General features: G+C 61.9%; 27 protein-coding genes and 1 other RNA gene. 18 read left to right on the forward strand and 10 right to left on the reverse strand.

Features of this window, described 5'->3' with window-relative positions:
• Nucleotides 1–109: 109 nt before the first annotated feature.
• Complete coding sequence (locus NKI20_RS02635; protein WP_352828102.1) at nucleotides 110–760, reverse strand: GntR family transcriptional regulator; 651 nt, start codon at nucleotides 758–760, stop codon at nucleotides 110–112.
• Between the two features lie 106 nt (nucleotides 761–866).
• On the opposite strand from NKI20_RS02635, the gene NKI20_RS02640 reads away from it, so the two are divergent.
• The 13 genes from NKI20_RS02640 to NKI20_RS02700 all read left to right on the forward strand — a co-directional run bounded on the left by NKI20_RS02640 (nucleotide 867) and on the right by NKI20_RS02700 (nucleotide 15,999).
• A complete protein-coding gene (locus NKI20_RS02640) occupies nucleotides 867–1,760 on the forward strand; it encodes a dihydrodipicolinate synthase family protein (RefSeq protein ID WP_023758596.1) in 894 nt (297 codons plus the stop codon).
• 56 nt (nucleotides 1,761–1,816) lie between these two features.
• A complete protein-coding gene (locus NKI20_RS02645; RefSeq protein ID WP_352828104.1) occupies nucleotides 1,817–3,154 on the forward strand; it encodes an NAD(P)/FAD-dependent oxidoreductase in 1,338 nt (445 codons plus the stop codon).
• Nucleotides 3,155–3,186: 32 nt separating this feature from the next.
• A complete protein-coding gene (locus tag NKI20_RS02650; protein WP_352828107.1) occupies nucleotides 3,187–4,188 on the forward strand; it encodes a 4-hydroxyproline epimerase in 1,002 nt (333 codons plus the stop codon).
• A 334-nt stretch (nucleotides 4,189–4,522) separates the two neighbouring features.
• On the forward strand, nucleotides 4,523–5,425 hold the full coding sequence (locus NKI20_RS02655) for a branched-chain amino acid ABC transporter permease (RefSeq protein WP_023758599.1): 903 nt from the start codon (nucleotides 4,523–4,525) through the stop codon (nucleotides 5,423–5,425).
• Nucleotides 5,426–5,429: 4 nt separating this feature from the next.
• The gene (gene livM, locus NKI20_RS02660; protein ID WP_023758600.1) at nucleotides 5,430–7,025 is read left to right on the forward strand and encodes a high-affinity branched-chain amino acid ABC transporter permease LivM; all 1,596 of its coding nucleotides are present in this window, start codon (nucleotides 5,430–5,432) and stop codon (nucleotides 7,023–7,025) included.
• Nucleotides 7,025–8,575 (forward strand): ATP-binding cassette domain-containing protein, encoded by a 1,551-nt coding sequence (locus NKI20_RS02665; RefSeq protein ID WP_023758601.1) that lies wholly within the window; start codon nucleotides 7,025–7,027, stop codon nucleotides 8,573–8,575. Before livM ends, NKI20_RS02665 begins: the two co-directional genes overlap by 1 nt.
• On the forward strand, nucleotides 8,575–9,303 hold the full coding sequence (locus NKI20_RS02670) for an ABC transporter ATP-binding protein (RefSeq protein ID WP_023758602.1): 729 nt from the start codon (nucleotides 8,575–8,577) through the stop codon (nucleotides 9,301–9,303). Before NKI20_RS02665 ends, NKI20_RS02670 begins: the two co-directional genes overlap by 1 nt.
• Before the next feature lie 106 nt (nucleotides 9,304–9,409).
• Entirely contained in the window at nucleotides 9,410–9,757 is a 348-nt protein-coding gene (locus tag NKI20_RS02675) for a DUF6867 family protein (protein WP_023758603.1), read from the forward strand.
• Nucleotides 9,758–9,894: 137 nt separating this feature from the next.
• Entirely contained in the window at nucleotides 9,895–11,013 is a 1,119-nt protein-coding gene (locus tag NKI20_RS02680; RefSeq protein WP_023758604.1) for a branched-chain amino acid ABC transporter substrate-binding protein, read from the forward strand.
• Nucleotides 11,014–11,317: 304 nt separating this feature from the next.
• Nucleotides 11,318–14,776, forward strand: coding sequence for a pyruvate carboxylase (pyc, locus tag NKI20_RS02685; RefSeq protein WP_352828114.1), 3,459 nt, complete (start codon nucleotides 11,318–11,320; stop codon nucleotides 14,774–14,776).
• A 157-nt stretch (nucleotides 14,777–14,933) separates the two neighbouring features.
• Nucleotides 14,934–15,194, forward strand: a complete 261-nt coding sequence (locus NKI20_RS02690; protein ID WP_013529099.1) for a DUF2312 domain-containing protein — start codon at nucleotides 14,934–14,936, stop codon at nucleotides 15,192–15,194.
• 45 nt (nucleotides 15,195–15,239) lie between these two features.
• Nucleotides 15,240–15,680, forward strand: a complete 441-nt coding sequence (locus tag NKI20_RS02695) for a hypothetical protein (protein ID WP_352605534.1) — start codon at nucleotides 15,240–15,242, stop codon at nucleotides 15,678–15,680.
• 7 nt (nucleotides 15,681–15,687) lie between these two features.
• Nucleotides 15,688–15,999 carry a hypothetical protein gene (locus NKI20_RS02700; RefSeq protein WP_352733058.1) on the forward strand — a complete coding sequence of 104 codons (312 nt, stop codon included), beginning with the start codon at nucleotides 15,688–15,690 and terminating at the stop codon, nucleotides 15,997–15,999.
• 95 nt (nucleotides 16,000–16,094) lie between these two features.
• Here the strand turns inward: NKI20_RS02700 and msrB are convergent, their stop codons facing one another.
• The 6 genes from msrB to NKI20_RS02730 all read right to left on the reverse strand — a co-directional run bounded on the left by msrB (nucleotide 16,095) and on the right by NKI20_RS02730 (nucleotide 19,837).
• A complete protein-coding gene (msrB, locus tag NKI20_RS02705; protein WP_013529102.1) occupies nucleotides 16,095–16,499 on the reverse strand; it encodes a peptide-methionine (R)-S-oxide reductase MsrB in 405 nt (134 codons plus the stop codon).
• A 105-nt stretch (nucleotides 16,500–16,604) separates the two neighbouring features.
• A complete protein-coding gene (locus NKI20_RS02710; RefSeq protein ID WP_352828118.1) occupies nucleotides 16,605–17,795 on the reverse strand; it encodes a vWA domain-containing protein in 1,191 nt (396 codons plus the stop codon).
• A 6-nt stretch (nucleotides 17,796–17,801) separates the two neighbouring features.
• Nucleotides 17,802–18,206, reverse strand: a complete 405-nt coding sequence (locus tag NKI20_RS02715) for a type II toxin-antitoxin system HicB family antitoxin (protein ID WP_352605540.1) — start codon at nucleotides 18,204–18,206, stop codon at nucleotides 17,802–17,804.
• Nucleotides 18,207–18,217: 11 nt separating this feature from the next.
• Entirely contained in the window at nucleotides 18,218–18,412 is a 195-nt protein-coding gene (locus NKI20_RS02720; RefSeq protein WP_352828121.1) for a type II toxin-antitoxin system HicA family toxin, read from the reverse strand.
• Between the two features lie 62 nt (nucleotides 18,413–18,474).
• On the reverse strand, nucleotides 18,475–18,921 hold the full coding sequence (locus NKI20_RS02725; RefSeq protein ID WP_352605544.1) for a GNAT family N-acetyltransferase: 447 nt from the start codon (nucleotides 18,919–18,921) through the stop codon (nucleotides 18,475–18,477).
• A gap of 76 nt (nucleotides 18,922–18,997) precedes the next feature.
• Complete coding sequence (locus tag NKI20_RS02730; RefSeq protein WP_352605546.1) at nucleotides 18,998–19,837, reverse strand: AAA family ATPase; 840 nt, start codon at nucleotides 19,835–19,837, stop codon at nucleotides 18,998–19,000.
• Between the two features lie 160 nt (nucleotides 19,838–19,997).
• Between NKI20_RS02730 and ssrS the strand changes: the two genes are divergently transcribed.
• The 4 genes from ssrS to NKI20_RS02750 all read left to right on the forward strand — a co-directional run bounded on the left by ssrS (nucleotide 19,998) and on the right by NKI20_RS02750 (nucleotide 22,569).
• A non-coding RNA gene (gene ssrS, locus NKI20_RS02735) (6S RNA) lies at nucleotides 19,998–20,153 on the forward strand.
• A gap of 91 nt (nucleotides 20,154–20,244) precedes the next feature.
• On the forward strand, nucleotides 20,245–20,832 hold the full coding sequence (locus NKI20_RS02740; protein WP_023758613.1) for a 5-formyltetrahydrofolate cyclo-ligase: 588 nt from the start codon (nucleotides 20,245–20,247) through the stop codon (nucleotides 20,830–20,832).
• Between the two features lie 70 nt (nucleotides 20,833–20,902).
• Nucleotides 20,903–21,727 carry a TIGR00282 family metallophosphoesterase gene (locus NKI20_RS02745; protein ID WP_023758614.1) on the forward strand — a complete coding sequence of 275 codons (825 nt, stop codon included), beginning with the start codon at nucleotides 20,903–20,905 and terminating at the stop codon, nucleotides 21,725–21,727.
• Between the two features lie 74 nt (nucleotides 21,728–21,801).
• Nucleotides 21,802–22,569, forward strand: coding sequence for a TerC family protein (locus NKI20_RS02750; RefSeq protein WP_352605550.1), 768 nt, complete (start codon nucleotides 21,802–21,804; stop codon nucleotides 22,567–22,569).
• An 83-nt stretch (nucleotides 22,570–22,652) separates the two neighbouring features.
• Here the strand turns inward: NKI20_RS02750 and NKI20_RS02755 are convergent, their stop codons facing one another.
• The 3 genes from NKI20_RS02755 to NKI20_RS02765 are packed head-to-tail and all read right to left on the reverse strand — an operon-like array spanning nucleotide 22,653 to nucleotide 24,012.
• A complete protein-coding gene (locus NKI20_RS02755; protein ID WP_352828125.1) occupies nucleotides 22,653–23,120 on the reverse strand; it encodes an SRPBCC family protein in 468 nt (155 codons plus the stop codon).
• A gap of 26 nt (nucleotides 23,121–23,146) precedes the next feature.
• Nucleotides 23,147–23,509, reverse strand: coding sequence for a VOC family protein (locus NKI20_RS02760; RefSeq protein WP_352605554.1), 363 nt, complete (start codon nucleotides 23,507–23,509; stop codon nucleotides 23,147–23,149).
• A gap of 20 nt (nucleotides 23,510–23,529) precedes the next feature.
• Nucleotides 23,530–24,012: an SRPBCC domain-containing protein gene (locus NKI20_RS02765; protein WP_352828128.1), complete on the reverse strand. Its 483-nt coding sequence runs from the start codon at nucleotides 24,010–24,012 to the stop codon at nucleotides 23,530–23,532.
• A 52-nt stretch (nucleotides 24,013–24,064) separates the two neighbouring features.
• On the opposite strand from NKI20_RS02765, the gene NKI20_RS02770 reads away from it, so the two are divergent.
• The gene (locus NKI20_RS02770; RefSeq protein WP_352733039.1) at nucleotides 24,065–24,388 is read left to right on the forward strand and encodes an ArsR/SmtB family transcription factor; all 324 of its coding nucleotides are present in this window, start codon (nucleotides 24,065–24,067) and stop codon (nucleotides 24,386–24,388) included.
• Nucleotides 24,389–24,559 lie beyond the last annotated feature (171 nt).

A 24,559-nucleotide genomic window follows, 5' to 3' on the forward strand; every position in this document is an offset into this window, starting at 1 on the left:
AAATCCTCGGCGAGGTCACGTCAACCGAATGCCGAAATTACTTCACCGAGGCTGGCTATGCCCAACCTAAATTCATCCCGCTCTAAGCCAACCGGGCGGTTCGATTGTTTTACCGTGTCGCCGCGGCCTCGGCATGACCGCGCAGCAGCGCCATCAGCCGTTTGGCATCCTTGGCCGCGGCCTCTTCGTCACCGTCGAGGATCGAGCGGATCAGTGCGACATGATGTTCAGCGGATTCAGCAAGACCGGTGTCGGCCTTGTAGCGGAACCAGAAACGGCGGCTGTGGGTCTGCAAGGGTGCGGCCAGGCGGGCAGCGAACGGGTTGTCGGCGGCCAGCGCCAGCGCTTCGTCGAGCGCCTTGTCGGCCTGGATGAAGGCAAGCACGTTGCCCGCGATGACTGCCTTTTGCATGGCAAGGGCTGCTTCGTGAAACAGATCGGCGGCTTCGCGACTGACAAAGCGGGCGGCCGAGCGGGCCAGGACCACCTCGACGCCGCGGCGCGCATCGAGCACGCGCAGCCAGTCGCCGGGATGTAGCGGAGCGATCGCGATGCCGGCGCGCGGGCGCACGTCGAGCAACCCTTCCCAGGCCAGCCGCTGGATCGCCTCACGTACCGGCGTGCGGCCGAGCCCGAGTCTTTCGATCAGGGTGCCCTCGGTGACGAAGCTTGCAGGGGCCAACTCGAGCGTGACGATCATATGCTCGAGTGTATGATAGGCCTTGGCAGCCGCCGGCTCGGTTGTGGTGCTCGCTTCCATGGATAGGCCGCCTCCTGATATATCTAGAATATATCATAGCGAAATCCGTATTGACAGGCGGTTTCCTGACAGATATATGGCTGATATATCAGATGGAGGCATAATCATGTGGACCGGAGTTTTCCCCGCCGTCACGACCAAATTCACCACGGATGATCGTCTCGATCATGCCGAGATGGAGCGCTGCTTCAACCTGCAGATGGAGGCCGGCTGCGACGGCATCATCGTCTGCGGATCGCTCGGCGAGGGGCCGATGCTGTCACCTGACGAGAAGATCGAGGTGCTGAAGACCGCCCAGAAAGTTGCGGGCAAGAAGCCGGTGTTGCTGACCGTCAACGAGGCCGGAACCCGCGAGGCCGCCAGCATCGCCAGGCGTGCCGCGAAAGAAGGCGCCAACGGGCTGATGGTGGTACCGAGCCCGATCTACCACACGAATGCAGAAGAGACCGTCGCCGCACTTCGTGCCGTAGCCGAGGCCGGCGACCTGCCGGTCATGATCTACTCCAACCGGCTTGCCTATCGGGTCGATGTCACTGTCGACCAAATGGAGGAGCTGGCGTCGGACAAGCGCTTCGTCGCCATCAAGGAGTCCTCCGACGATATCCGCCGCTCTACCGAGATCATCAATCGCCTGGGCACTCGCTACGACCTGTTTACCGGGGTCGACAATCTGGCCTTCGAGGCGTTGTCGGTCGGCGCCATCGGCTGGGTGGCCGGATTGGTCACCGCGTTCCCCCGCGAGACAGTCGCCATCTACCAATTGATGAAGCAGGGCCGCCGCGAAGAGGCACTCGCCATCTACCGCTGGTTCCGGCCGCTGCTCGATCTCGACGTATCGACCTATCTGGTGCAGAACATCAAGCTTGCCGAAGTGTTCGCGATCAACAGCAATGATCGCGTGCGCATGCCGCGACAGCCGCTGTCGGGCGAGCGCCGCAAGGCAGTCGAGAAGATCGTCAAGGACGCACTGGCGGTTCGGCCGACACTGCCGCAGTTCTGAGGCTTTCTTCTCCCGAACAGCCCTGCCGTCCACGGGGCAAAGATGGCGGCAGCCAGATGAAGGGCAGCACCTACGTGCAAGGAAATTCCAAGTCGCCGGAAACGGGGCGCCTACCCTCATCCGCCCTTCGGGCACCTTCGCCCTTTGAACGGGGAGAAGCGGAAGACATCGCCATCGTCGGTGGCGGCATCATCGGTGTCTGCGCCGCCGCGGCTCTGGCCGAGGCGGGGCGCAAGGTCACGATCTTCGATCGGACCGGCATTTGCGAGGAGACGAGCTCAGGCAACGCCGCTGCCTTCGCCTTCTCCGACGTACTGCCGCTGGCGCATAAGGGCATGATGCGGCAGCTGCCGAAATGGCTGGCCGATCCGCTCGGCCCGCTCAGCATTCCGCCCGCCTATCTGCCGAAACTTCTGCCTTGGCTGATCCGCTTCTGGCGTGCCGGTGCGCCGGGGAAATACGAGGCGAGCCTTGCCGCTCAGGCAGGCATGATGAAGCTCGCCGAAGCGGAATGGATGGGCCTGCTCGATCGCTCCGGCACGCGAGGGATGCTGCGCGAGGATGGTTCGCTCGAACTCTACGAAAGCGAGGCCGAGTTTCAGGCAGGGTTGCCCGGCTGGGCGACGCGCGAGCGCTTCGGCATCGGCTTTAGCCATGTCGGGCGCGAGGAACTCGCCGCCTTGCAGCCGGGGCTTTCACCGCGCTTCGTCAAGGGCACTTTCGTGCCGGGATGGAAGACAGTCGCCGACCCGAAACTGCTCGGCAAAGCGGTGTGGGCCTATGCACAAACCAAGGGCGCCCGATTTGAGATCGCTCGGATCGAGCGCGTTGCGACCAATCCGGAAGGTGCGGCGCTGACATTGGCCGACGGCACGACCAGGCAAGCCAGGCATCTCGTCATCGCCGCCGGCGCCTGGTCGCATCTGCTGGCGAGGCAACTCGGCGATCGCATTCCGCTTGAAACCGAGCGCGGCTACAACACGACGCTGCCGACGAGCGCCTTCGACGTGAAGCGGATGCTGATCTTCTCCGGACATGGCTTCGTCATCACGCCGCTCGAAACGGGGCTGCGCGTCGGCGGCGCCGTCGAACTCGGCGGCATCGAGCGACCTCCCAATTACAACAGGTCGAAGGCGTTGCTGCAGAAGGCGCAGAAATTCCTGCCGGGGCTCGATCCCTCAGGCGGGTGCGAATGGATGGGATTCCGCCCCTCGCTGCCGGATTCAGTGCCCGTCATCGGTCATGCATCGGGAAACCGGTCGGTGGTTTATGCTTTCGGCCACGGCCATCTCGGCTTGACCCAGGCAGCAGCCACCGGACGGTTGATCCGGGAACTCGTCCTGGGGCAGACTCCGCCGATCGATCTGGCCCCCTTCAGTCCATATCGGTTTTGATTTTCGTGGGTTTTGATTTTTCGAGGAGCGTGATGGCCAAGAAATCCTTCTTCTGCATAGACGGCCATACCTGCGGCAACCCGGTGCGGCTGGTCGCCGGTGGCGGCCCGCTGCTGCAGGGCTCGACGATGATGGAACGGCGAGCGCATTTTCTAGCCGAGTATGACTGGATCCGCACCGGGCTGATGTTCGAGCCGCGTGGCCATGACGTGATGTCCGGCTCGATCCTCTATCCGCCGACGCGCGAGGATTGCGACATCGCAATCCTGTTCATCGAGACCTCCGGCTGCCTGCCGATGTGCGGCCACGGCACCATCGGCACGGTAACGATGGCAATCGAGCACGGGCTGATCAAGCCGAGGACGCCGGGGGTGCTTCGACTCGAAACGCCGGCCGGCCTGGTCATCGCCGAATACAAGCAGGTCGGCGACTATGTCGAGGAGGTGCGCATCACCAATGTGCCGTCTTTCCTCTATGCGGAAGGGCTGACGGTCGAATGCCCGCAGCTAGGCGAAATCTCCGTCGATGTCGCCTATGGCGGCAACTTCTACGCCATCGTCGAGCCGCAGAAGAACTATCGCGACATGGCCGACCATTCGGCCGGCGACTTCATCGCCTGGAGCCCGGTGGTGCGGCAGCGGCTCAATGAGAAATATTCCTTCGTGCATCCCGAGAACCCTGGCATCAACCGGCTGTCGCATATGCTGTGGACCGGCGCGCCGACCAAACCCGAGGCCGACGCACGCAACGCCGTGTTCTACGGCGACAAGGCGATCGACCGCTCACCCTGTGGCACCGGCACCTCGGCGCGGATGGCGCAGCTTCATGCAAAGGGCAAACTCAAGGCCGGCGACAGCTTCGTTCATGAATCGATCATCGGTTCGCTGTTCAAGGGCAAGGTCGAAAAGGACGTCACCGTCGCGGGCAAACCGGCCATTGTTCCCTCGATCGGTGGCTGGGCGCGAATGACCGGATTGAACACCATTTTCATCGACGATCGCGATCCGTTCGCGCATGGTTTTGTGGTCAAGTGAAGGGAAACGTGACCCAACGGAAAGGAGCGGAACGAAAAACGGACTATGTCAGTAACGCAACGATTCTTCTCATCACCTAATTTTGACGGCGATTTCTTCGAAACGAGGCGCATGATGCGGTCGAATCGTCAAAGACATTGCGTTATGCCAATGGTAGGGTCCGCGATAGTCCAGGGGTCGGATACGGAAAAACGGGCAATCAGACGGCGTGTCGGCAAAACACGCACGACGATTGAAAAATGACGTTGCAATCCGGGCTCGAAACTTTACGACTAGGGGAAATACGAAAAGGAATGCGTCTGCATGGGCGACATTCCAGGGGAGCCACGTACACATGCAGTACTTTGTCCAGCAGCTTATCAACGGGCTGACGCTGGGATCGATCTATGGGCTGATCGCGATCGGCTACACGATGGTCTACGGCATCATCGGCATGATCAACTTCGCTCATGGCGACATTTTCATGGTGGGTGCCTTCACGGCCCTGATCGTCTTCCTCGCTCTAGGCGCGCTGTTCTATTCGGTGCCCGTGGTGCTGGCGCTGCTGCTCATGATGATCGTGGCGATGCTGCTCACCAGCCTTTACAATTGGACGATCGAGAAGGTTGCCTACCGGCCATTGCGCGGCTCGTTCCGGCTGGCGCCGCTGATCACCGCGATCGGCATGTCGATCGCGCTGTCGAACTTCGTCCAAGTGACACAGGGGCCGCGCAACAAGCCGATCCCGCCGATGGTCAGTCAAGTCTACAACATCGGCGGCATCAGCGTGTCGCTGAAGCAGATCATCATCGTCATCGTCACGGCGCTGCTGCTGGTGCTGTTCTGGTACCTGGTCAACAGGACTTCGCTTGGCCGAGCGCAACGCGCCTGCGAGCAGGACCGCAAGATGGCGGCGCTGCTCGGCATCGATGTCGACCGCACTATCTCGATCACCTTCATCATGGGTGCGGCGCTTGCCGCCGTCGCCGGCACCTTGTTCCTGATGTATTACGGTGTCATCGCCTTCTCGGACGGCTTCACGCCCGGCGTGAAAGCCTTTACCGCAGCGGTGCTGGGCGGCATCGGTTCGCTGCCGGGCGCGGTGCTCGGCGGGCTGATGATCGGCTTCATCGAGAGCATGTGGTCGGCCTATTTCTCGATCGACTACAAGGACGTCGCGGCGTTCTCGATCCTGGCGATCGTGCTGATCTTCCTGCCTTCCGGCATACTGGGCCGGCCAGAAGTCGAAAAGGTCTGAGACCATGGCCGTCACCGTATCTCCGGAGCGCGACGTCGTCGCCACCCCTGTCCAACGCGCCCTCAAGGAAGCCTTCTATGCCGGCGCCATTGCGCTTGGCCTGTTCGTGCTGTTCATCGGGCTGAAGACCGGTCAGAACATTTCCAATGAACTGGTCCTGACCGCGCGCTGGGGCCTGCTTGCGGCAGTGGTCATCGCCACGGCTGTCGGGCGGTTTCTTTATGTCGCCTATGGCCAGCCCTTCCTGGCCAACCAGAAGATCGCCGATGTTGCCACCGGCCTGTTGCCGAGCAGCGTCGCATCACGCTTCTTCCAGTTGCCGGCCTTCATCGCGGCCGTCATCGCCGCGGTGCTGCTGTTCGTTTTCAACAATTCTCTCGCTGGATGGGTCGGAGCAGAACCGGCCGGCTATCTGCAATTCCTGCGCGCGCTCGCGGTCATCTATCTGCTGGCTTGCGTGATCTATTACTTCCGCGCCTTCATTCATGCCAATTTCACCAAATTGGGCGTCACGGCGCTGGTGCTCTATCCGATCCTCGTGGTGGCGGTGCTGTCGCTGAACGCCTGGTCGATTGCCGGAGGCCTGCAGGGTTCGCTGAAATGGGTCGATAATTTCGGCATCCAGATCCTGATCTATGTGATGCTGGCCTGGGGCCTGAACATCGTTGTCGGCCTCGCCGGCCTGCTCGACCTCGGCTACGTCGCCTTTTATGCACTTGGCGCCTATTCCTATGCGCTTCTCGCCACGCATTTCGGCCTGTCGTTCTGGATCCTGTTGCCGGCCGCCGGCGCCATGGCCGCCCTCTGGGGCGTCCTGCTCGGCTTCCCGGTGCTGCGCCTGCGAGGCGACTATCTGGCTATCGTGACGCTGGCTTTCGGCGAGATCATCCGCCTGGTGCTGATCAACTGGCGCGAAGTGACCAACGGTTCGGCCGGCATTTCCGGCATTCCCAAGGTCAGCTTCTTCGGACTGATGTCGTTCAACGTGTCGGACTCGAACTACATCGCCAAAGTGTTGAGCATCACCCAGTCGGGTGCGTACTACAAGATCTTCCTCTATTATCTGATCCTGGGCCTGTGCCTGCTCACCGCCTTCGTCACCATCAGGCTGCGCCGTCTGCCGGTCGGCCGCGCATGGGAAGCGCTGCGTGAGGATGAGATCGCCTGCCGGTCTCTGGGCATCAACACCACCACCACCAAGCTGACCGCTTTTGCCACCGGCGCCATGTTCGGCGGCTTCGCCGGCTCTTTCTTCGCCGCGCGGCAAGGTTTCGTCAGCCCGGAATCCTTCGTCTTCCTGGAATCGGCCATCATCCTGGCGATCGTCGTTCTCGGCGGCATGGGCTCGCTGGTCGGAATTGCGGTTGCCGCGATGGTGATGATCGGCGGGACCGAGGCGCTGCGCGAACTCGACTTCCTCAAGCAGATATTCGGGCCGGACTTCACACCCGAACTCTACCGCATGCTTCTGTTCGGCATGGCCATGGTCATCGTCATGCTGTGGAAGCCGCGCGGCTTCGTCGGCAGTCGAGAGCCGACCGCCTTTCTCAAGGAGCGAAGGTCGGTTTCAGGTTCCTTCACCAAGGAGGGCCACGGCTGATGAACGCGAATCCGTCCATGAACGAGGCCATCCTGCAGGTCGAGCATCTGTCGATGAAGTTCGGCGGCCTGGTCGCCATCGGCGACTTGTCCTTCGTCGCCAAGCGCGGTGAAATCACCGCGCTGATCGGACCCAACGGCGCCGGCAAGACCACCGTGTTCAACTGCATCACCGGCTTCTACAAGCCGTCCGAAGGCATGATCACGCTCAACCGGAACGACGGCTCGAGCTATTTGCTCGAACGCCTGCCCAACCATGAGATCCCGGCACGCGCCAAGGTGGCGCGCACCTTCCAGAACATCCGCCTGTTCTCGGGCATGACGCTGCTGGAGAACCTGCTGGTCGCGCAGCACAACAAGCTGATGAAGGCCTCGGGTTATACGATCCTGGGCCTGTTCGGCTTCAGCGGCTACCGCAGGGCCTCGGCCGAATCGGTGGATCTGGCCAAGCATTGGCTGGAGAAGGCCGATCTTGTCGACCGCGCCGACGATCCGGCCGGCGATCTGCCCTACGGTGCGCAGCGCCGCCTCGAGATCGCCCGCGCCATGTGCACGGGGCCGGAGCTTCTGTGCCTCGACGAGCCGGCGGCCGGACTCAATCCGAAGGAATCGGCGGCGCTCAACGAGCTGTTGATCGACATCAAGGACACATCAGGCGCCTCGATCCTGTTGATCGAGCACGACATGTCGGTGGTCATGCAGATCTCGGACCATGTCGTTGTTCTGGAATATGGCCGCAAGATCTCCGACGGCAGTCCGCAGTCGGTGCGTACCGACCCGCGCGTCATCGCAGCCTATCTCGGCGTCGACGACGAGGACGTCGAGTCGGTGCTGACTGAAGTCGGCGACGAAGACGTCATCGAACAGCTCGATACCGGACCGGATGCCGCACACGGCCCGGGAACATCATCATCGTATCTCGCCGGGCCGGTGACCGACACGGTCGGCCACAGTTCAGGCGAGCGGGTCACGGTGGCCAAAGGCGCGTCAAAGGCCGGTCAGGTCGACGCAAAATCGCTCGCCGCGGCAGACAAGGCGGCCTCGCTGGCGGCGGTGCCGGCCGCGCCTCGCGCTCCGGCGGCGAAGGCAAAGCCTGCTCCGAAAGCTGCACCAAAGGCGGCAGCCGGAACGGCGGTGAAGTCGACTGCGCCGACCAAGCGGGCAGCCAAGGTCCCTTCCGCGAAGGCGCCTGCGGCGGCGGCAGGAGGAATCTCCAACCGGCTGCCAGCGCCTCGCGGTGGCAAGGCCGACAATTTGACCCGTATCAAGGGCATCGGTTCGGTCAACGAGAAGAAGCTCAACGATCACGGTATCTTCCACTTCGACCAGATCGGCGCCTGGAAAAAGGCCGACGTCGAGGCTGCTGAAGCCTATCTCGCCTTTGACGGACGCATTGCACGTGAGGAATGGGTCAAGCAGGCCAGGCTGCTCAGCCAGGGCAAAGACACGGAATTCTCGCGCCGCGTCGATGCGGGCAAGGTGGCGACCAGCCATGCTTCCGGAAAAACTGCTGCCAAGCCTGTGGCGGGCAAGCGCGGGGGGAGCAAGTGATGGCCGGGACAACGCTGCTCGATATCAAGGGCGTGCAGACCTACTATGGCAATATCCGGGCGCTTAACGGCGTCGATGTCACCGTGAAGGAAGGTGAGATCGTTGCGCTGATCGGTGCCAACGGCGCCGGCAAGTCGACGCTGATGATGACCATTTTCGGCGCCCCGCGGGCTCGCGGCGGCACCATCACCTTTGCCGGCACCGACATCACCCAGATGCCGACGCATGAGATCGCGCGCATGCGCATTGCGCAGTCGCCCGAAGGCCGGCGCATCTTTCCGCGCATGACGGTGATGGAAAACCTGCAGATGGGCGCCAGCCTCGACAACCTCAAACACTATGACGAGGACGTCGAAAAGGTGTTCAAGCTGTTCCCGCGGCTGAAGGAGCGCATAGCCCAGCGCGGCGGCACGCTGTCGGGCGGCGAGCAGCAGATGCTGTCGATCGGACGCGCGCTGATGGCACGGCCGAAGCTACTTTTGCTCGACGAACCATCGCTGGGTCTGGCGCCACTGATCGTCAAGCAGATCTTCGACGCGATCCGCGAACTGAACCGCACCCAGGGGCTTACCGTGTTCCTGGTCGAGCAGAATGCCTTCGGCGCGCTGAAACTCGCCACGCGGGGCTATGTCATGGTCAACGGGAACGTGACGATGAGCGGCACCGGCAAGGAACTGCTCGCCAATCCGGAAGTGCGCGCCGCCTATCTCGAAGGCGGACATCACTGAATTTGAAGCGGTGCGTTCGGTGTTCCGCTCCAAATTGTTTGTTTGTCGCATGATCCTTGTCCGAAAAGTCTGCAACCTTTCGGGATCATGCTAAGGAGACTTCATCATGCAGGGCATTCTCTATGAGGAACCCTCGATCTGGCAGTTCTTCTTCGTCACCTGTCTGCTCGGCGGCTGGGCGGCGTGGATGACGGGCAAGGCCAGTGCCCAGACATGGCGCAGCTTCGTCCAGTTGTTCGCCTATATGCTGGGCCTCGGCATCGGCATCCGCTTCATCCATCACGCGCTGTTCGGCGGCACAATGTTCTCGCTTCAATACTATGTCGTCGATACAATCGTGCTGATGATACTCGGTTTTGTCGGCTTTCAATACACGCGCACCAACCAGATGGTGACGCAATATAATTGGCTCTACGAGAGAGCTTCAATCTTGAGCTGGAAACCAAAAGGTTGACGTTCATCATTAGCGCCGCATCGAAATTGAATCGGCGTGACAAGTGCCTGAAAATCGGCAAACTATGCTTTCTGCGATAAGGGTGGGCATCGCATGAAAGCTTCATCCACGCCCACTCCGTAAATGGGAGCGTTTAAATGAAAAAGTCACTTTTGTCCGCCGTCGCCCTGACCGCGCTGGTCGCGTTCGGCGGCAGCGCGTGGGCTGACGTCCTGATCGGCGTAGCCGGCCCGATCACCGGCCCGAACGCCGCCTTCGGCGCGCAGCTTCAGAAGGGTGCGGAAGCCGCTGTCGCCGACATCAATGCCAAGGGCGGCATCAATGGCGAGCAGATCAAGCTCGAAGTCGGCGACGACGTCTCCGATCCGAAGCAGGGTATCTCGGTTGCCAACAAGTTCGTCGGCGACGGTGTCAAGTTCGTGGTCGGGCACTTCAACTCGGGCGTCTCGATCCCGGCATCGGAAGTCTATGCGGAAAACGGCATCGTCGAGATCACCCCGGCTGCCACCAACCCGAAGTTCACCGAGCGCGGCCTGTGGAACGTGTTCCGCACCTGCGGACGCGACGACCAGCAGGGTAGCATCGCCGGCGCTTATCTCGCCGCGAACTTCAAGGACGCCAAGATCGCCGTCGTGCACGACAAGACCACCTACGGTCAGGGCCTTGCCGACGAAACCAAGAAGGCGATGAATGCCAAGGGCCTGACGGAAGTCATGTACGAAGGCATCAATGTCGGCGACAAGGACTTCTCGGCACTGATCGCCAAGATGAAGGAAGCCGGCGTAACCATCATCTACTGGGGTGGCCTGCACACCGAAGCCGGCCTGATCATCCGCCAGGCGGCCGACCAGGGCCTCAAGGCGACGTTGGTTTCCGGCGACGGCATCGTGTCGAACGAACTGGCTTCGATCGCAGGTGACGCGGTTGCGGGCACGCTCAACACGTTCGGCCCGGACCCGCGCCTGATCCCCGCCAACAAGGAACTCGTCGAGAAGTTCCGCGCGCAGGGCTTCGAGCCGGAAGCCTACACGCTCTACTCCTACGCCGCCGTACAGGCGCTCGCCGAAGCAGCGACCGCTGCCAAGTCGAACGACCCGCAGGCAGTTGCCAAGGCGATGCATGAAAACGGCCCGTTCAAGACCGTGCTCGGCGACCTGTCCTATGACGCCAAGGGCGACCCGACGCTGCCTGGCTACGTCATGTACGAATGGAAGAAGGGCGACGACGGCAAGTACACCTACATCCAGAAGATGTAAGCTCGTCAGTCTCCAAGCTTTACAGATGCCCGGCGCTTCGCGCCGGGCATCTTACTTTTTCCCCTGTTGCCTCCCCATCGAGGCCGGCAGACCAATGCAGCCCGCGCCTTTAGCCCGGAAACGATCGCGCGTTGACCGGCGATGCCCAGCGCTTCGCTGCATGTTCGAACGAATGCGACAGCGTTCGGCGCAAAGATTCCATTTCAATCGGTTTAAATGCTCGTCAATTTCGTTTGCACTGCAGCATTTTCACGCTAATCATTGCGCCGATTTCTGTTTCCTTCCGTTGCTGGAGCCTCAGTCCTTGGCCATCACGAAGATTCTCGTCGCCAACCGGTCCGAAATCGCCATTCGCGTCTTTCGCGCGGCCAACGAACTCGGTCTCAAAACCGTGGCGATCTGGGCCGAGGAGGACAAATACTCCCTGCATCGCTTCAAGGCCGACGAGAGCTACCAGGTCGGACGCGGGCCGCATCTGGCCAAGGACATGGGACCGATCGAAAGCTATCTGTCGATCGAGGAGGTGATCCGCGTCGCCAGGCTTTCGGGCGCCGATGCCATTCATCCCGGCTATGGACTGTTGTCGGAAAGCCCCGAATTCGCCGATGCCTGTGCCCAGGCCGGAATCATTTTCATCGGTCCGAAGCCGGACACGATGCGCCGGCTCGGCAACAAGGTCGCGGCGCGCAATCTCGCCATCGAGGTCGGCGTGCCGGTGATCCCCGCCACCGATCCGTTGCCGGACGACATGGATGCGGTCAAGAAACTGGCCAAGGAAATCGGCTATCCGGTGATGCTGAAGGCATCATGGGGCGGCGGCGGCCGCGGCATGCGTGCCATCCGCGCCGAAGCCGACCTTGCCCGCGAAGTCACGGAAGGCAAGCGCGAGGCGAAAGCCGCCTTCGGCAAGGATGAGGTCTATCTCGAAAAGCTGATCGAGCGTGCCCGCCATGTCGAGGTGCAGGTTCTGGGCGACACGCATGGCAACGCCGTGCATCTGTTCGAGCGCGACTGCTCGATCCAGCGCCGCAACCAGAAGGTCGTGGAGCGGGCGCCGGCGCCCTATCTCGAAATGTCGCAGCGCGAGGAGCTTTGCGGCCATGCGCTGAAGATCGCCCGCGAGACCAGCTATATCGGCGCCGGCACGGTCGAGTTCCTGCAGGACGCCGACACCGGCAAGTTCTACTTCATCGAGGTCAACCCGCGCATCCAAGTCGAGCACACCGTCACCGAACAAGTGACCGGCATCGACATCGTCAAGGCGCAGATCCATATCCTCGACGGGTTTGCCATCGGCACGCCGGAATCGGGCGTGCCGGTGCAGAAGGACATAAGGCTAAACGGCCATGCCTTGCAGTGCCGCATCACCACCGAAGATCCCGAGCAGAATTTCATCCCGGACTACGGCCGCATCACCGCCTATCGCGGCGCGACAGGTTTCGGCATCCGCCTCGATGGCGGCACTGCCTATTCCGGCGCGGTCATCACCCGCTTCTATGATCCGCTGCTGGAGAAGGTGACGGCGTGGGCGCCGACGCCGGCCGAGACCATCGCCCGCATGAACCGGGCGCTGCGCGAGTTCCGCATCCGCGGCGTTGCCACCAATTTGACCTTCCTCGAAGCGATCATCAACCACCCGAGCTTCGCCGATAATTCCTACACCACCAAATTCATCGATACGACGCCGGAGCTGTTCCAGCAGGTCAAGCGCCAGGACCGTGCCACCAAGCTGCTCAACTATCTTGCCGACGTTTCGGTCAACGGTCACCCCGAGACACGCGGCCGGCCGCAGCCGAAGGCCGATGCGGCCGCACCATTGGTGCCCTATCTCAACGGCAATGTGCCTGATGGCAGCAAGCAGAAGCTCGACGTGCTCGGACCGCAGAAATTCGCTGCCTGGATGCGCAACCAGAAGGAGGTGCTGGTCACCGACACGACGATGCGTGACGGCCACCAGTCGCTGCTCGCGACGCGCATGCGCACGCATGACATCGCCGGCATCGCCGGCACCTATGCGCGTGCCTTGCCGCAGCTTCTGTCGCTCGAATGCTGGGGCGGCGCCACATTCGACGTCGCCATGCGCTTCCTCACCGAGGATCCGTGGGAGCGGCTGACGCTGGTGCGCGAGGCAGCGCCCAATCTGTTGCTGCAGATGCTGTTGCGCGGCGCCAACGGCGTCGGCTACACCAACTATCCCGACAATGTCGTGCAGCATTTCGTCAAACAGGCGGCCGCCGGCGGCATCGACCTGTTCCGCGTCTTCGACTGCCTGAACTGGGTCGAGAACATGCGCGTCGCCATGGATGCGGTCGGCACAGAGGGCAAGCTGATCGAAGCGGCGATCTGCTATACCGGCGACATCCTCGATCCGGCGCGGGCAAAATTCGACCTCAAATATTATGTCGGCCTGACCGGGGAATTGCAGGCGGCCGGCGCCCACATCATCGCCGTCAAGGACATGGCCGGACTGCTGAAGCCATCCGCCGCGCGGGTGCTGTTCAAGGCGCTGCGCGAAGCGACCGACCTGCCGATCCATTTCCACACCCACGACACGTCAGGCCTATCGGCAGCCACTGTGCTGGCGGCCGTCGACAGCGGCGTCGATGCTATCGACGCGGCGATGGATTCGCTCTCGGGCAACACGTCGCAGCCATGTCTCGGCTCCATCGTCGAGGCGCTGAAGGGCACCGAACGCGACCCGGGCCTCGATCCGCAATGGATCAGGAAGATCTCGTTCTACTGGGAAGCGGTACGCAACCAGTATGCGGCCTTCGAAAGCGACCTCAAGGGGCCGGCCTCGGAAGTCTACCTGCACGAAATGCCGGGCGGACAGTTCACCAATCTCAAGGAGCAGGCGCGTTCGCTCGGGCTGGAGACACGCTGGCACGAAGTGGCGCAGACCTATCACGACGTCAATCTGATGTTCGGCGACATCGTCAAGGTGACGCCGTCGTCCAAGGTCGTCGGCGACATGGCGCTGATGATGGTCAGCCAGGATCTGACCGTCGCCGATGTCGAGAACCCCAGCAGGGACATCGCCTTCCCGGACTCCGTGGTGTCGATGCTGCGCGGCGATCTCGGCCAGTCGCCCGGCGGCTGGCCTGAGAAGCTGCAGAAGAAGGTGCTGAAGGGCGACAAGCCGATCAAGGTGCGGCCCGGCTCGCTGCTCAAGCCGGCGGACCTCAAGGCCAACCGCAAGGAGATCGAAGCGAAGCTCGAGCGCAAACTCTCAGAATTCGAATTCGCCTCGTGGCTGATGTACCCGAAGGTGTTTACGGATTTCGCCGGCGCGCAGGAGACCTACGGTCCCGTCAGCGTGCTGCCGACGCCGACCTATTTCTACGGCATGAAATCCGAAGACGAGATCTTCGTCGATATCGAGAAGGGCAAGACGCTGGTGGTGCGCTGCCTTGCCATCGGCGATGTCGACGAAAAGGGCATGGTCACCGTGTTCTTCGAGCTCAATGGCCAGCCGCGTCGTGTGAAGGTGCCCGACAGGGCGCATGGCGCGTCCGCCGCCAAGGCCCGCCGCAAGGCCGAGCCCGGCAACGAAGCCCATGTCGGTGCGCCGATGCCGGGTGTCGTCTCCGCACTTTCGGTTGCCGCCGGCCAGGCTGTGAAGGCGGGCGATGTGCTGCTTTCCATCGAGGCGATGAAGATGGAAACGGCGCTGCATGCCGAGCGCGACGGCACCGTCGCCGAGGTGCTGGTCAAGGCCGGCGACCAGATCGATGCCAAGGATCTGCTGATCGCCTTCGGCTAATGCTACCTTCCTGGGGATGGCTGTCCGCATCATGGCGGCAGCCTTTCATGCAGCATCGATAACGGCTTGACCCGCCGCCGCCGGTCGGGCATCGAACCGGCTCAAATTTGGCGCCGTCGTCACCGAGTCGCGGCGCGAAAAACGATGTGGAGAAAAAATGGCCGACGATATCACCGATACCAGCCAGACAGTTGCCGCCGGCCAGCTGCGTGCCTTCATCGAGCGCATAGAGCGGCTCGAAGAAGAGAAGAAGACCATTTCCGACGACATCAAGGAAGTGTTTGCCGAGGCCAAGGGCACCGGGTTCGACACCAAGGCGATGCGCACGATCATCCGGCTGCGCAAGAAGGACCAGGCCGAACGCCAGGAGGAGGAAACCATCCTCGACCTGTACAAGGCCGCACTGGGAATGGTCTAGGGCCAGCCAGCCCCGGCGCCGACGCCGGAGATACGGTTTTGAGCCATGAGCGAATTCGACTTCGGTGCCCGACGCGCCTCTGAATTTCGCCAGCGCGGCTTCTGGACGCTGTTTGCCGAACGGCACCCGGAAGAAAAAGCCCTGATGGCGAGGCGCGGACCGTGGTTCTGGCAGCGCGGGCTGCCCGACTTCGCATTGGTCCTTTCCATGTATGTCGCGCCGGCACAGAACCATGTCGGCGTCTTCTTCGGCCGCAACGAGAAGTTCGGCGCCACGCAAGCCTGGTCGCGGCTCAAGCCGTTCCAGGCGGCGATCGAAGGCAGGCTGAAACTCAGGCCGGAACAGAGTTGCGAAGGCCTCGGCATCAATTCGATGTGGCGGGTGAACTGTTATGCCGAGGACAATTGGCCGGCGATGACCGACTGGCTGGTGACCGAATGTTCGCGTATCGAACGTGCGGTCACAGAAGTCCTGGGGCAGGGGTAGACATCAGGTGTTGCCAGACGGCGTCGGATCCTTCTTCCGCTCACGCTGGCAAGGCCGGGTGCCGCTCGACCGGCTGTTCTGGCGCGACCTTGCCCTTGTCGGTACGGCGCTCAACGTCGCTTCCGCGGTAGCAGCGATTATGCTGCTCGCGCTGAAGCTGCCGCTTGTGCTGGTCCTGGCGGTGCATTTTGCGCTGGTGCCCTACAACATCTTCCTGACCTTTGCCGTCTGGCGAACCACGGAAAGGGCCAGTGGCATCAAGGTGTCGTTGATGACGCTCGGGGCTACACTGTGGCTGATCCTGACGGTCGTGGTCTGAGCGAGCATCGACCGCACCAGCCAATTTCACGGATCGCAGACGAAAAGGGCGGCCGCAGCCGCCCTTCCCATCTATCCTGCGATCGATCGTTTGGCTCAAGCCGCCGGCTCGAATTTCAGCGCCACGCCGTTGATGCAATAGCGCAGGCCGGTCGGCGGCGGGCCGTCCTCGAAGACATGGCCGAGATGGCTGCCGCAGCGGGCGCAGTGGCATTCGGTGCGGACCATGCCGTAGCTGCGGTCGACAGTGTTCTCGACCGAGCCCGGTACCGGGTCGTTGAAGCTCGGCCAGCCGGTGCCGCTCTCGAACTTCAGTTTGGATTCAAACAAAGGCTGATCGCAGCCGACGCAGGAAAAGGTGCCGGCGCGCTTCTCGTAAAGCAAGGCGCAGCTTCCTGGCCGCTCGGTGCCGTGGCCGCGCATGACGGCATATTGCTCCGGCGTCAGCCGGGCGCGCCATTCAGCGTCGGTACGGGTTACGGGGTAGGTATGGGTGTCCATTCGATCTCCTCAGCCTTGCCGGCTCGTTATTGGTTGCAGCCTCGTATTCGCACCAAGATAGGCATTTGTTACCCGTCTGCCCAGTTCCGAGAAGGCGGGCAAGGTTCAGTGCTTTCTTGAAAGCTGCTTCGTCGCGCCTTCGAGCCCGGCCAGTGTCATCGGAAACATGCGGCCGCCGAAAATGTCGCGGATCATCGCGATCGAATGGGTGTAACCCCAGTTCTTTTCGGCCTCAGGGTTGACCCACACCGCGTTCGGCCATTGCTGCAGCAGGCGGCCGAGCCAGACGCTGCCTGCCTCCGGATTCCAGTGTTCGACCGAACCGCCGGGATGAGCGATCTCGTAGGGGCTCATCGATGCGTCGCCGACGACGATCACCTTGTAGTCCGGCCCGTATTTGTGGAGGAGGTCGAAGGTCGGAACCACCTCGGCATGCCTGCGGCGATTGTCCCTCCACACGCCCTCATAGAGGCAGTTGTGGAAATAGAAATATTCGAGCTGGCGGAATTCGGCGCGGGCGGCCGAGAACAGCTCCTCGACGCTTTTGATGTGATCGTCCATCGAGCCGCCGACATCGAAGAACATCAGGAGCTTCACGGCGTTGCGGCGTTCCGGCCGCGTCCGCACGTCGAGATAGCCGTGCTCGGCGGTGGCGTGGATTGTTCCAGGCAGGTCGAACTCCTCCTCGGCACCCTCGCGCACCCAGCGGCGCAGACGCTTCAGCGCGATCTTGATGTTGCGGGTGCCGAGCTCGACGGCATCGTCGAAATTCCTGAACTCGCGCCTGTCCCACACCTTCACCGCGCGGCGGTTGCGGCTTTCATGCTGACCGATACGCACGCCTTCGGGGTTGTAGCCATAGGCGCCGAAGGGCGAGGTGCCGCCGGTGCCGATCCATTTCGAGCCACCCTGGTGACGGCCGTTCTGCTCCTCCAGCCGCTGCTTCAAGGTCTCCATCAGCTTTTCGAAGCCGCCGAGTGCCTCGACCAGCTTTTTCTCTTCCTCGGTCAGGTGCTTTTCGGCGAGGCGACGCAACCAGTCCTCGGGAATGCTCGCGACATCGACCGCATCCGGTCCGCCCAGCGCTTCGATCCCCTTGAAGACATGCGAAAACACCTGGTCGAAGCGGTCGATATGGCGCTCGTCCTTCACCAATGCGGTGCGGGCGAGGTAATAAAAACCTTCGACATCATAGTCGACCAGCCCGGCTTCCAGCCCCTCCAGCAGCGACAGATATTCCCGCAGCGAAACGGGAACGCGGGCTGCCTTCAGTTCGAGGAAAAACGGGATGAACATGGTCGGTTATCTGTGGCCTTCGATCTTCTCTCGTGCGGCGCTTGCAATGAATGCGGAACGCGTCAGGCCACGCCGGCCTGCTTCTTCGTCGATCGCCGCCAGAAGACCGGCGTCGAGCGACAGATTGGCTCGGACGGGCCGGCCCGAGTCGATCAGCACCGGGATCATCACGGCGGATTCGCCGGCGGCAGTATCGAGTTCGTCTTGCAGGAGCAATTGCGCCACCGTACGCGAGACCGGTAACTGCAGATGTTTCGTCGCACGTGCTTCGACCCATTCGCGCACGGCGGAAGTCGCATCGGCAATGGCTTCTTCGGGGCTTGCGCCGCCGCCATGGCAGCCGGGAAGATCAGGGACGCGCACCCCCCAGATGTTCCCTGCCCCATCGAGAATTCCAACATAATGCGTCATGCGGTCTGTCCTCAAATCCATGCAGCCAGCCGGGCGATCGACCGGGCGACACCAGGAGATTGTTCACGATGCCTAGGCACGATGATCATCACCTCTGGCCGTTCCGGATGCTCATACTTGTCGTGCTTGCCGCCGCCGACACTTACCCAGCCATCGCGCAAAAGCCTGATGATAATTTTGCGCGTATTGGTCTCGATCAACGGCATTACACACCCAGATCATGCGCAATATATTGCGCAATGGCGGCCATTTCAAGCTCCCACTTTCTTCACAATAGATCGTACTCGATAAAGCCGGTCCGGCGCGCCACATGGTCGTAGAGCTTGCGCGCGGTGGTGTTGGTTTCGTGTGTCATCCAGTAGACGTTCTTGACGCCGATTTTCGCAGCTTCCTGTTTCACCGCCTCGATCAGCGCCGCGCCAATGCCCTTGCCGCGCACATCCGGGTCGGCGAACAGGTCCTGCAGATAGCAATTGTTTTTTTCCGACCAGCCGGAGCGATGGTAGAGATAGTGGGTGAGGCCGACGACCTTGCTGTCGAGGGTCGCAATGAAACCCTTGGGTTCGAACTCACCCGGCGTGAACAGTCGTTGCCAAGTGACGGCATAGACCTCTTCGGGAAGCTTCGTCTCGTAGAAGGTCAGGTAGTCGGTCCACAGCCGCCGCCAGTCGGCGTGGTCGGACTGCGCGAGCGGGCGGACGATGATCTCAGACATTGCATTTCCTCCGAAGGTTCTGGCCGAAACTGCCTTCCAGTTCGGCCGGCAGCAACGGTCCACAGAAGGGAAAGCGCTACTGCTGCCTTCTGGCCATGAAGGCCAGCCGCTCGAATAGGTGCACGTCCTGCTCGTTCTTCAAGAGGGCGCCATGCAGTTTGGGCAGGGCATTCTTCGGGTCGGCGCGCAAATCTTCCGGCGCAATGTCGTCGGCGACCAGCAGCCTTATCCAGTCGAGCGCTTCGGAGGTCGACGGCTTCTTCTTCAGTCCCGGCACCTCGCGGATCTCGTAGAACTGGGTCAGCGCCGCCCGCACCAGGTTCTGCTTGATGCCGGGATAGTGGACATCGACAATTCTGTGCAGCGTGTCGACGTCGGGAAAGCGGATATAGTGAAAGAAGCAGCGACGCAGGAAGGCGTCCGGTAGCTCCTTCTCATTGTTGGAGGTGATGATGACGATCGGCCTGACCGCGGCACGGATCGTTTCGCCGGTCTCGTAGACGAAGAACTCCATCCGATCGAGTTCCTGCAGCAGGTCGTTGGGGAATTCGATGTCGGCCTTGTCGATCTCGTCGATCAAAAGCACGACCTTTTTGCCGGCCGCGAACGCCTCCCAAAGTTTGCCGCGTTTGATGTAATTCTTGATGTCGTTGAACCTGATATCGCCGAGCTGGCTATCGCGCAGCCGCGAGACGGCGTCGTACTCGTAAAGGCCCTGCTGCGCTCTGGTGGTCGACTTGACGTGCCATTCGATCAGGTCGAGGCCGAGTGCCGCCGCCACCTGGCGCGCCAACTCCGTCTTGCCGGTGCCAGGCTCGCCCTTGACCAGCAAGGGCCGCTCCAGCGCGATCGCCGCGTTGACGGCCACCATCAGATCCTTGTCGGCGACATAGGCCGCCGTGCCTTCGAAACGCATTCTAGCTCCTTGGTTGCCACGACAACCGTAGGGAGACGGACTTGCCAGTGCAAGGCATGGCGGCATGGAGCTGAACAGGAGCAACGGATTTGCAGAGAATAAAGTCGCCGGCCACGCTGTCTCTCTGGCGCTTGCCCGATGAGCCGCCTATATTGCGGGTGACGGTCTGTGCTTCCCGGCAGGAGAACATTTTCCCCGGGGCCTTAACGATCCTTAGGGAGCTGTCCCTGGGAAGACCCGTGGGTTTTCTCACACGGCGCCCACCTACTTTGTAGGTTCCCGGGATCGCTCTCTCCACCGGTTGTGTGGACCGTCGCCTCTCCAAGGCGTCTCCACGCATTCGGTGAATGATACGGTGGAAACGCCGCTCTTCTCCATTCAAATCTGGCCTTCTCCAGCGTTGGCGCATGACATTGTCTAGAGACCTGAAAAAGCAGCTTCGCCGCGAGGCACTCGGGCGCCGCGACGCGCTCGATGAATTCTGGCGGGTGGAGATCGCGCTGGAAATGGCCGAGACGGCGCGCGATCACCTCCACATCGAAGCGGGCCAGATCGTTTCCGGCTTCTGGCCGATGCGCTCGGAGGTCGACGTCAGGCCGCTGATGTTTGCGTTGCGCGAGAAGGGCGCACGGCTCTGTCTGCCGGCCATTCTCGACAAGACCACGATCGTCTTTCGCGAGCTGGTGCGCGGCGCGCCGATGGTCGAGATGGGTTTCGGCACGGTCGGTCCGCATGAGGAGGCCGAGGTGCTCGATCCCTCGGTGATGCTGGTGCCGCTCGCCGCCTTCGATGCGCGCGGCCATCGCATCGGCTACGGCGCCGGCTATTACGACCGCGCCATCGCCAGGCTGATCGACAAGGGACAGCCGCCGCGACTGATCGGCATCGCCTTCGATTGCCAGGAGGTGGCGCAGGTGCCGGATGAGGACCATGACGTCATCATCGCGGAAATACTCACCGAGAGCGGGTTGCGCCGCTTCGTGCCAAAATTGTAGATAAATGGACGCATGATCTTTCACTGGCGTCATGCAGCTTTTGCTTCGCTGACCTTCGGTGCGGGATCATATGAGACTTCTCTTCCTCGGTGACATGGTTGGAAAAACGGGACGCACCGCGGTGTGGGAACAATTGCCCGGGCTGATCTCCGACTTCAAACTCGATTTCGTAATCGTCAACGGCGAGAATGCCGCCGGCGGCTTCGGCATCACCGAAGACATCTTTCGCGAGACGATCGCAGCCGGCGCCGATGTCGTCACCACGGGCAACCATGTCTGGGACCAGCGCGACGCGCTGGCCTTCGCGCCGCGCGAAGAGCGCTTCCTGCGCCCCTCCAACTTTCCCAAGGGCACGCCCGGACGCGGCTCCGGCGTCTACATCGCCAGGAGCGGCGCGCGCGTGCTGGTCGCCAACATCATGGGCCGGGTGTTCATGCATCCCGAGCTCGACGACCCGTTCCAGGCCGGCGAACGCGAGCTTGCCGCCTGTCCGCTCGGCGAGCAGGCGGATGCGGTGGTCATCGACTTCCACGCCGAGGCGACCTCGGAAAAGATGTGCTTCGCGCATTTCGTCGATGGCCGCGCCAGCCTCGTCATAGGCACCCACACACACCAGCCGACCGGCGATCACCAGATCCTCAATGGCGGCACCGGCTACATGTCCGACGCCGGCATGTGCGGCGACTATGATTCCTCGCTCGGCATGGACAAGGAGGAACCACTCAACCGGTTCCTGTCGAAAGTGCCGAAAGGGCGCTTCGAGGCTGCGACGGGACCGGCGACATTGTGCGGCGTCGGGGTCGACATTTCCGACCGCACCGGGCTGACGGAGAAGATCGCGCCGTTTCGTCGCGGCCCGCGGCTGGAGGAAACCGCCCCGTCCTTCTGGTCGTGACATTGATATAGCCGCGCATAGTACCTAACTGCCGGCGACACTGCTCTAGATCGTTAATAGAGGGGACGACCTCCATGCAGCTCATCGAATTCCTGGCACCGCATTTTCAATTCGTGTCCGATCCAACGGCCTGGGTCGCGCTGCTGACGCTGGTCGTGCTGGAGATCGTTCTCGGCATCGACAATCTGATCTTCATCTCGATCCTGACCAACAAGCTGCCGGTAGCCCAAAGGGCCCGCGCACGCCGCCTCGGCATCTCGGCGGCGCTGGTCATGCGGCTGGTGCTGCTGGCCACCATTTCGATCATCGTTCAGTTGACGACGCCGGTCTTCACCGCCCTCGGCCACGGCTTTTCCTGGCGCGACCTGATCCTCATCGCCGGTGGCCTGTTCCTTGTCTGGAAGGCGACCAAGGAAATCCATCACACGGTCGATCCCGACGACCACAAGGACACGATGCTGGGCGAGACGCTGCAGATCAGCCTTGCCGGTGCGATCTTCCAGATCCTGCTGCTCGACCTCGTCTTCTCCATCGATTCGATCATCACCGCCGTCGGCATGACCGACGAGATCGCCATCATGTACATCGCCGTGATCGTCGCGGTCAGCGTGATGATGCTGGCGGCCGGACCGCTGGCGGACTTCATCGCCAGGAACCCGAGCATCGTCATGCTGGCGCTGGGCTTCCTGCTGATGATCGGCATGACGCTGATCGCCGATGGCATGGGTTACCATGTGCCCAAGGGCTATATTTACGCGGCGATGGGCTTTTCGGCGCTGGTCGAGGGGCTCAACATGCTGGCGCGACGGCGCAAGAAGGCGAAGGCGGGTGGTGGGCACTGAGGGGCGGCGGATACCAAACCGAGATCAATCGCGTGCTCCGTCACCATGTGATTGAACAGGAAAAACGGCGATCTTGAGCCGGTTCAGTTCGTCGGCACACCCTTCGGGTGACGGTCGCCGATCAGGCCGAGCGTCAGGCCGTGCTCCAGCCACGTCTTGGCGCCGGCCAGCACGAGGGTGAAGCCGCCGGTTGAACCGATGGCCTCCTTCACCTGCTCGTCGCCGTTGCCGGCGAAACCGAAATTGCGAACCTCCACAAAGGTCGCATCGCCGGGCATTTCGGTGAAGGTCCAGACCACCGTGGTCGGCGGATCGCTCCACTGCATGACGATCTTGTCGTTCGCGACGATCTCGCTGACATCGACTGTCGTCGAGACGCCGTACATGCGCCACTCCCAACGAACCTGCTTTCCGCTGTCGAGACGGCCGCTGCCGTGGGTGAACCAGAATTTCGTGGTGATGGCCGGATCGACGATGGCCTCGAACACGTGGGCGACAGGCCGCCGGATCAGCATGCCGGCTTCGGCGGTCGGTGTCTCGCGGATTTCCATGGGATTGTCCTTTCCGGGCTTGGCGCTCACCAGGCGTCTGGTTCGCGCAGCATGTGAACGATGCTGGCTGGATTGCTGATCCAGCCGCCGCGGAAGCCCTCGCCCAGAGGCTCGATAGCATCGCAACGCACAATTCCGGCCCGGGCGAAATGATCCGCAGCGGCGGGAAAATCATCGGTGAACAGCTCCAGCCACACCTCGGCCTGGCTCAACATCGGCGCTTCATCGATCCACAAGCGGTTGGGACCGAGCTCGAAGCCGATTGCCGGCGCCTTATCGGTGAACGGCTTCAGGCCGACGACGTCGCGGTAGAAGGCGACCGTCGCCTCATATTGGTGCGGCGGCACCTTCATGGCGATGTTGATGCCGCCGGTGATCTTCGCGGTCATTGCGGGCTCCGTCGTCACGTTCAAATGTTGGTCTCGTTGGCGGGTTCGCCCTTCATCTCGCTGCGGTAGTAGCCGTCGCGCAAATTGATGCCGTATTCGACATAGGCCTTCATGCAGGCCAGCATCTGCGACCAGCCCTCGCAGTTGAGGTAGGATTTCTTCAGGCCGACCGCGCCTTCCCGCCAGCCGCTCTCGGCGATGGTGACGAAGGTGCCGCCATCGTCGAGCGGTTCGAGATTCATCTCGACGCGGGTCTTGTAGGCCGGCTTGCCGTCGGCATCCGTGGCATCCCAGCGCAGCACGATGCGGCTGTCCTTGACCACCTCGTCGACCTCGACTGGCACCTTGCCCCACCAGACGACACTGGCACCCGCTTGCAGCGGCGCGCTGGCGCCGCCGATCGTGGTGAAATAGCCGCTGAGCTTCGTTGGATTGACGACTGCGTCGAAGACGTCGGCGACCGGTCTGCCGATGCGTCCTGAAACACTGAATCCAAGTGACATATCCACAACTCCTTCCCTTGATTGGCCGAAGGATATGTTATAGAAATATAACATGTCAAGCCGATCGCAAGACGACCATGTTTTCAAGGCGCTGGCGCATCCGCGCCGGCGCGAAATCCTGGATCAGCTGAAGGATGCGCCAAGGACCACCGGCATGCTGTGCGATGCGTTTCCCGATATCGATCGCTGCACCGTGATGCTACACCTCAAGGTGCTGGAGGAGGCCGACCTCATCGTCGCGCGGCGCGACGGACGCGAGCGCTGGAACCATCTCAACGCGCTGCCGATCAAGCAGATCCATGACCGCTGGATCAGCCAGTATGCCGGCCATGCGCTCAGCATCATCGACCGGTTGAAGTCGGATCTGGAGGCGTGAGCGATGGCGGCGATCCATGTCGTGCGTCCCATGCGCCGTGTGGCTGGACGAATTGAGCCGATTTATCTATAAGCCGGCCATTCCGACAGAGAACGCCGTGCTTCCACGAGTTGCACCTGGGACGCTCTGAAATTTTGAATTCGAGCATTGCGCAAGTCGAGGTGAGATCAC

Origin of the sequence: Mesorhizobium sp. M0830, assembly GCF_040319965.1 — a bacterium.
GTDB lineage: Bacteria > Pseudomonadota > Alphaproteobacteria > Rhizobiales > Rhizobiaceae > Mesorhizobium.

What these genes read in the sequence shown, in the direction of transcription:
- NKI20_RS02645 (WP_352828104.1), top strand. Translation starts at nt 1,817, where the DNA reads ATGAAGGGCAGCACCTACGTGCAAGGAAATTCCAAGTCGCCGGAAACG.
- NKI20_RS02695 (WP_352605534.1), top strand. Translation starts at nt 15,240, where the DNA reads ATGAGCGAATTCGACTTCGGTGCCCGACGCGCCTCTGAATTTCGCCAG.
- NKI20_RS02740 (WP_023758613.1), top strand. Translation starts at nt 20,245, where the DNA reads ATGACATTGTCTAGAGACCTGAAAAAGCAGCTTCGCCGCGAGGCACTC.
- NKI20_RS02730 (WP_352605546.1), bottom strand. Translation starts at nt 19,837, where the DNA reads ATGCGTTTCGAAGGCACGGCGGCCTATGTCGCCGACAAGGATCTGATG.
- NKI20_RS02750 (WP_352605550.1), top strand. Translation starts at nt 21,802, where the DNA reads ATGCAGCTCATCGAATTCCTGGCACCGCATTTTCAATTCGTGTCCGAT.
- NKI20_RS02725 (WP_352605544.1), bottom strand. Translation starts at nt 18,921, where the DNA reads ATGTCTGAGATCATCGTCCGCCCGCTCGCGCAGTCCGACCACGCCGAC.
- NKI20_RS02665 (WP_023758601.1), top strand. Translation starts at nt 7,025, where the DNA reads ATGAACGCGAATCCGTCCATGAACGAGGCCATCCTGCAGGTCGAGCAT.
- NKI20_RS02655 (WP_023758599.1), top strand. Translation starts at nt 4,523, where the DNA reads ATGCAGTACTTTGTCCAGCAGCTTATCAACGGGCTGACGCTGGGATCG.
- NKI20_RS02745 (WP_023758614.1), top strand. Translation starts at nt 20,903, where the DNA reads ATGAGACTTCTCTTCCTCGGTGACATGGTTGGAAAAACGGGACGCACC.
- NKI20_RS02715 (WP_352605540.1), bottom strand. Translation starts at nt 18,206, where the DNA reads ATGACGCATTATGTTGGAATTCTCGATGGGGCAGGGAACATCTGGGGG.
- NKI20_RS02720 (WP_352828121.1), bottom strand. Translation starts at nt 18,412, where the DNA reads ATGCCGTTGATCGAGACCAATACGCGCAAAATTATCATCAGGCTTTTG.
- NKI20_RS02680 (WP_023758604.1), top strand. Translation starts at nt 9,895, where the DNA reads ATGAAAAAGTCACTTTTGTCCGCCGTCGCCCTGACCGCGCTGGTCGCG.
- NKI20_RS02640 (WP_023758596.1), top strand. Translation starts at nt 867, where the DNA reads ATGTGGACCGGAGTTTTCCCCGCCGTCACGACCAAATTCACCACGGAT.
- NKI20_RS02635 (WP_352828102.1), bottom strand. Translation starts at nt 760, where the DNA reads ATGGAAGCGAGCACCACAACCGAGCCGGCGGCTGCCAAGGCCTATCAT.
- msrB (WP_013529102.1), bottom strand. Translation starts at nt 16,499, where the DNA reads ATGGACACCCATACCTACCCCGTAACCCGTACCGACGCTGAATGGCGC.
- NKI20_RS02770 (WP_352733039.1), top strand. Translation starts at nt 24,065, where the DNA reads ATGTCAAGCCGATCGCAAGACGACCATGTTTTCAAGGCGCTGGCGCAT.
- NKI20_RS02675 (WP_023758603.1), top strand. Translation starts at nt 9,410, where the DNA reads ATGCAGGGCATTCTCTATGAGGAACCCTCGATCTGGCAGTTCTTCTTC.
- livM (WP_023758600.1), top strand. Translation starts at nt 5,430, where the DNA reads ATGGCCGTCACCGTATCTCCGGAGCGCGACGTCGTCGCCACCCCTGTC.
- NKI20_RS02650 (WP_352828107.1), top strand. Translation starts at nt 3,187, where the DNA reads ATGGCCAAGAAATCCTTCTTCTGCATAGACGGCCATACCTGCGGCAAC.
- NKI20_RS02755 (WP_352828125.1), bottom strand. Translation starts at nt 23,120, where the DNA reads ATGGAAATCCGCGAGACACCGACCGCCGAAGCCGGCATGCTGATCCGG.
- NKI20_RS02670 (WP_023758602.1), top strand. Translation starts at nt 8,575, where the DNA reads ATGGCCGGGACAACGCTGCTCGATATCAAGGGCGTGCAGACCTACTAT.
- NKI20_RS02690 (WP_013529099.1), top strand. Translation starts at nt 14,934, where the DNA reads ATGGCCGACGATATCACCGATACCAGCCAGACAGTTGCCGCCGGCCAG.
- NKI20_RS02765 (WP_352828128.1), bottom strand. Translation starts at nt 24,012, where the DNA reads ATGTCACTTGGATTCAGTGTTTCAGGACGCATCGGCAGACCGGTCGCC.
- NKI20_RS02760 (WP_352605554.1), bottom strand. Translation starts at nt 23,509, where the DNA reads ATGACCGCGAAGATCACCGGCGGCATCAACATCGCCATGAAGGTGCCG.
- NKI20_RS02710 (WP_352828118.1), bottom strand. Translation starts at nt 17,795, where the DNA reads ATGTTCATCCCGTTTTTCCTCGAACTGAAGGCAGCCCGCGTTCCCGTT.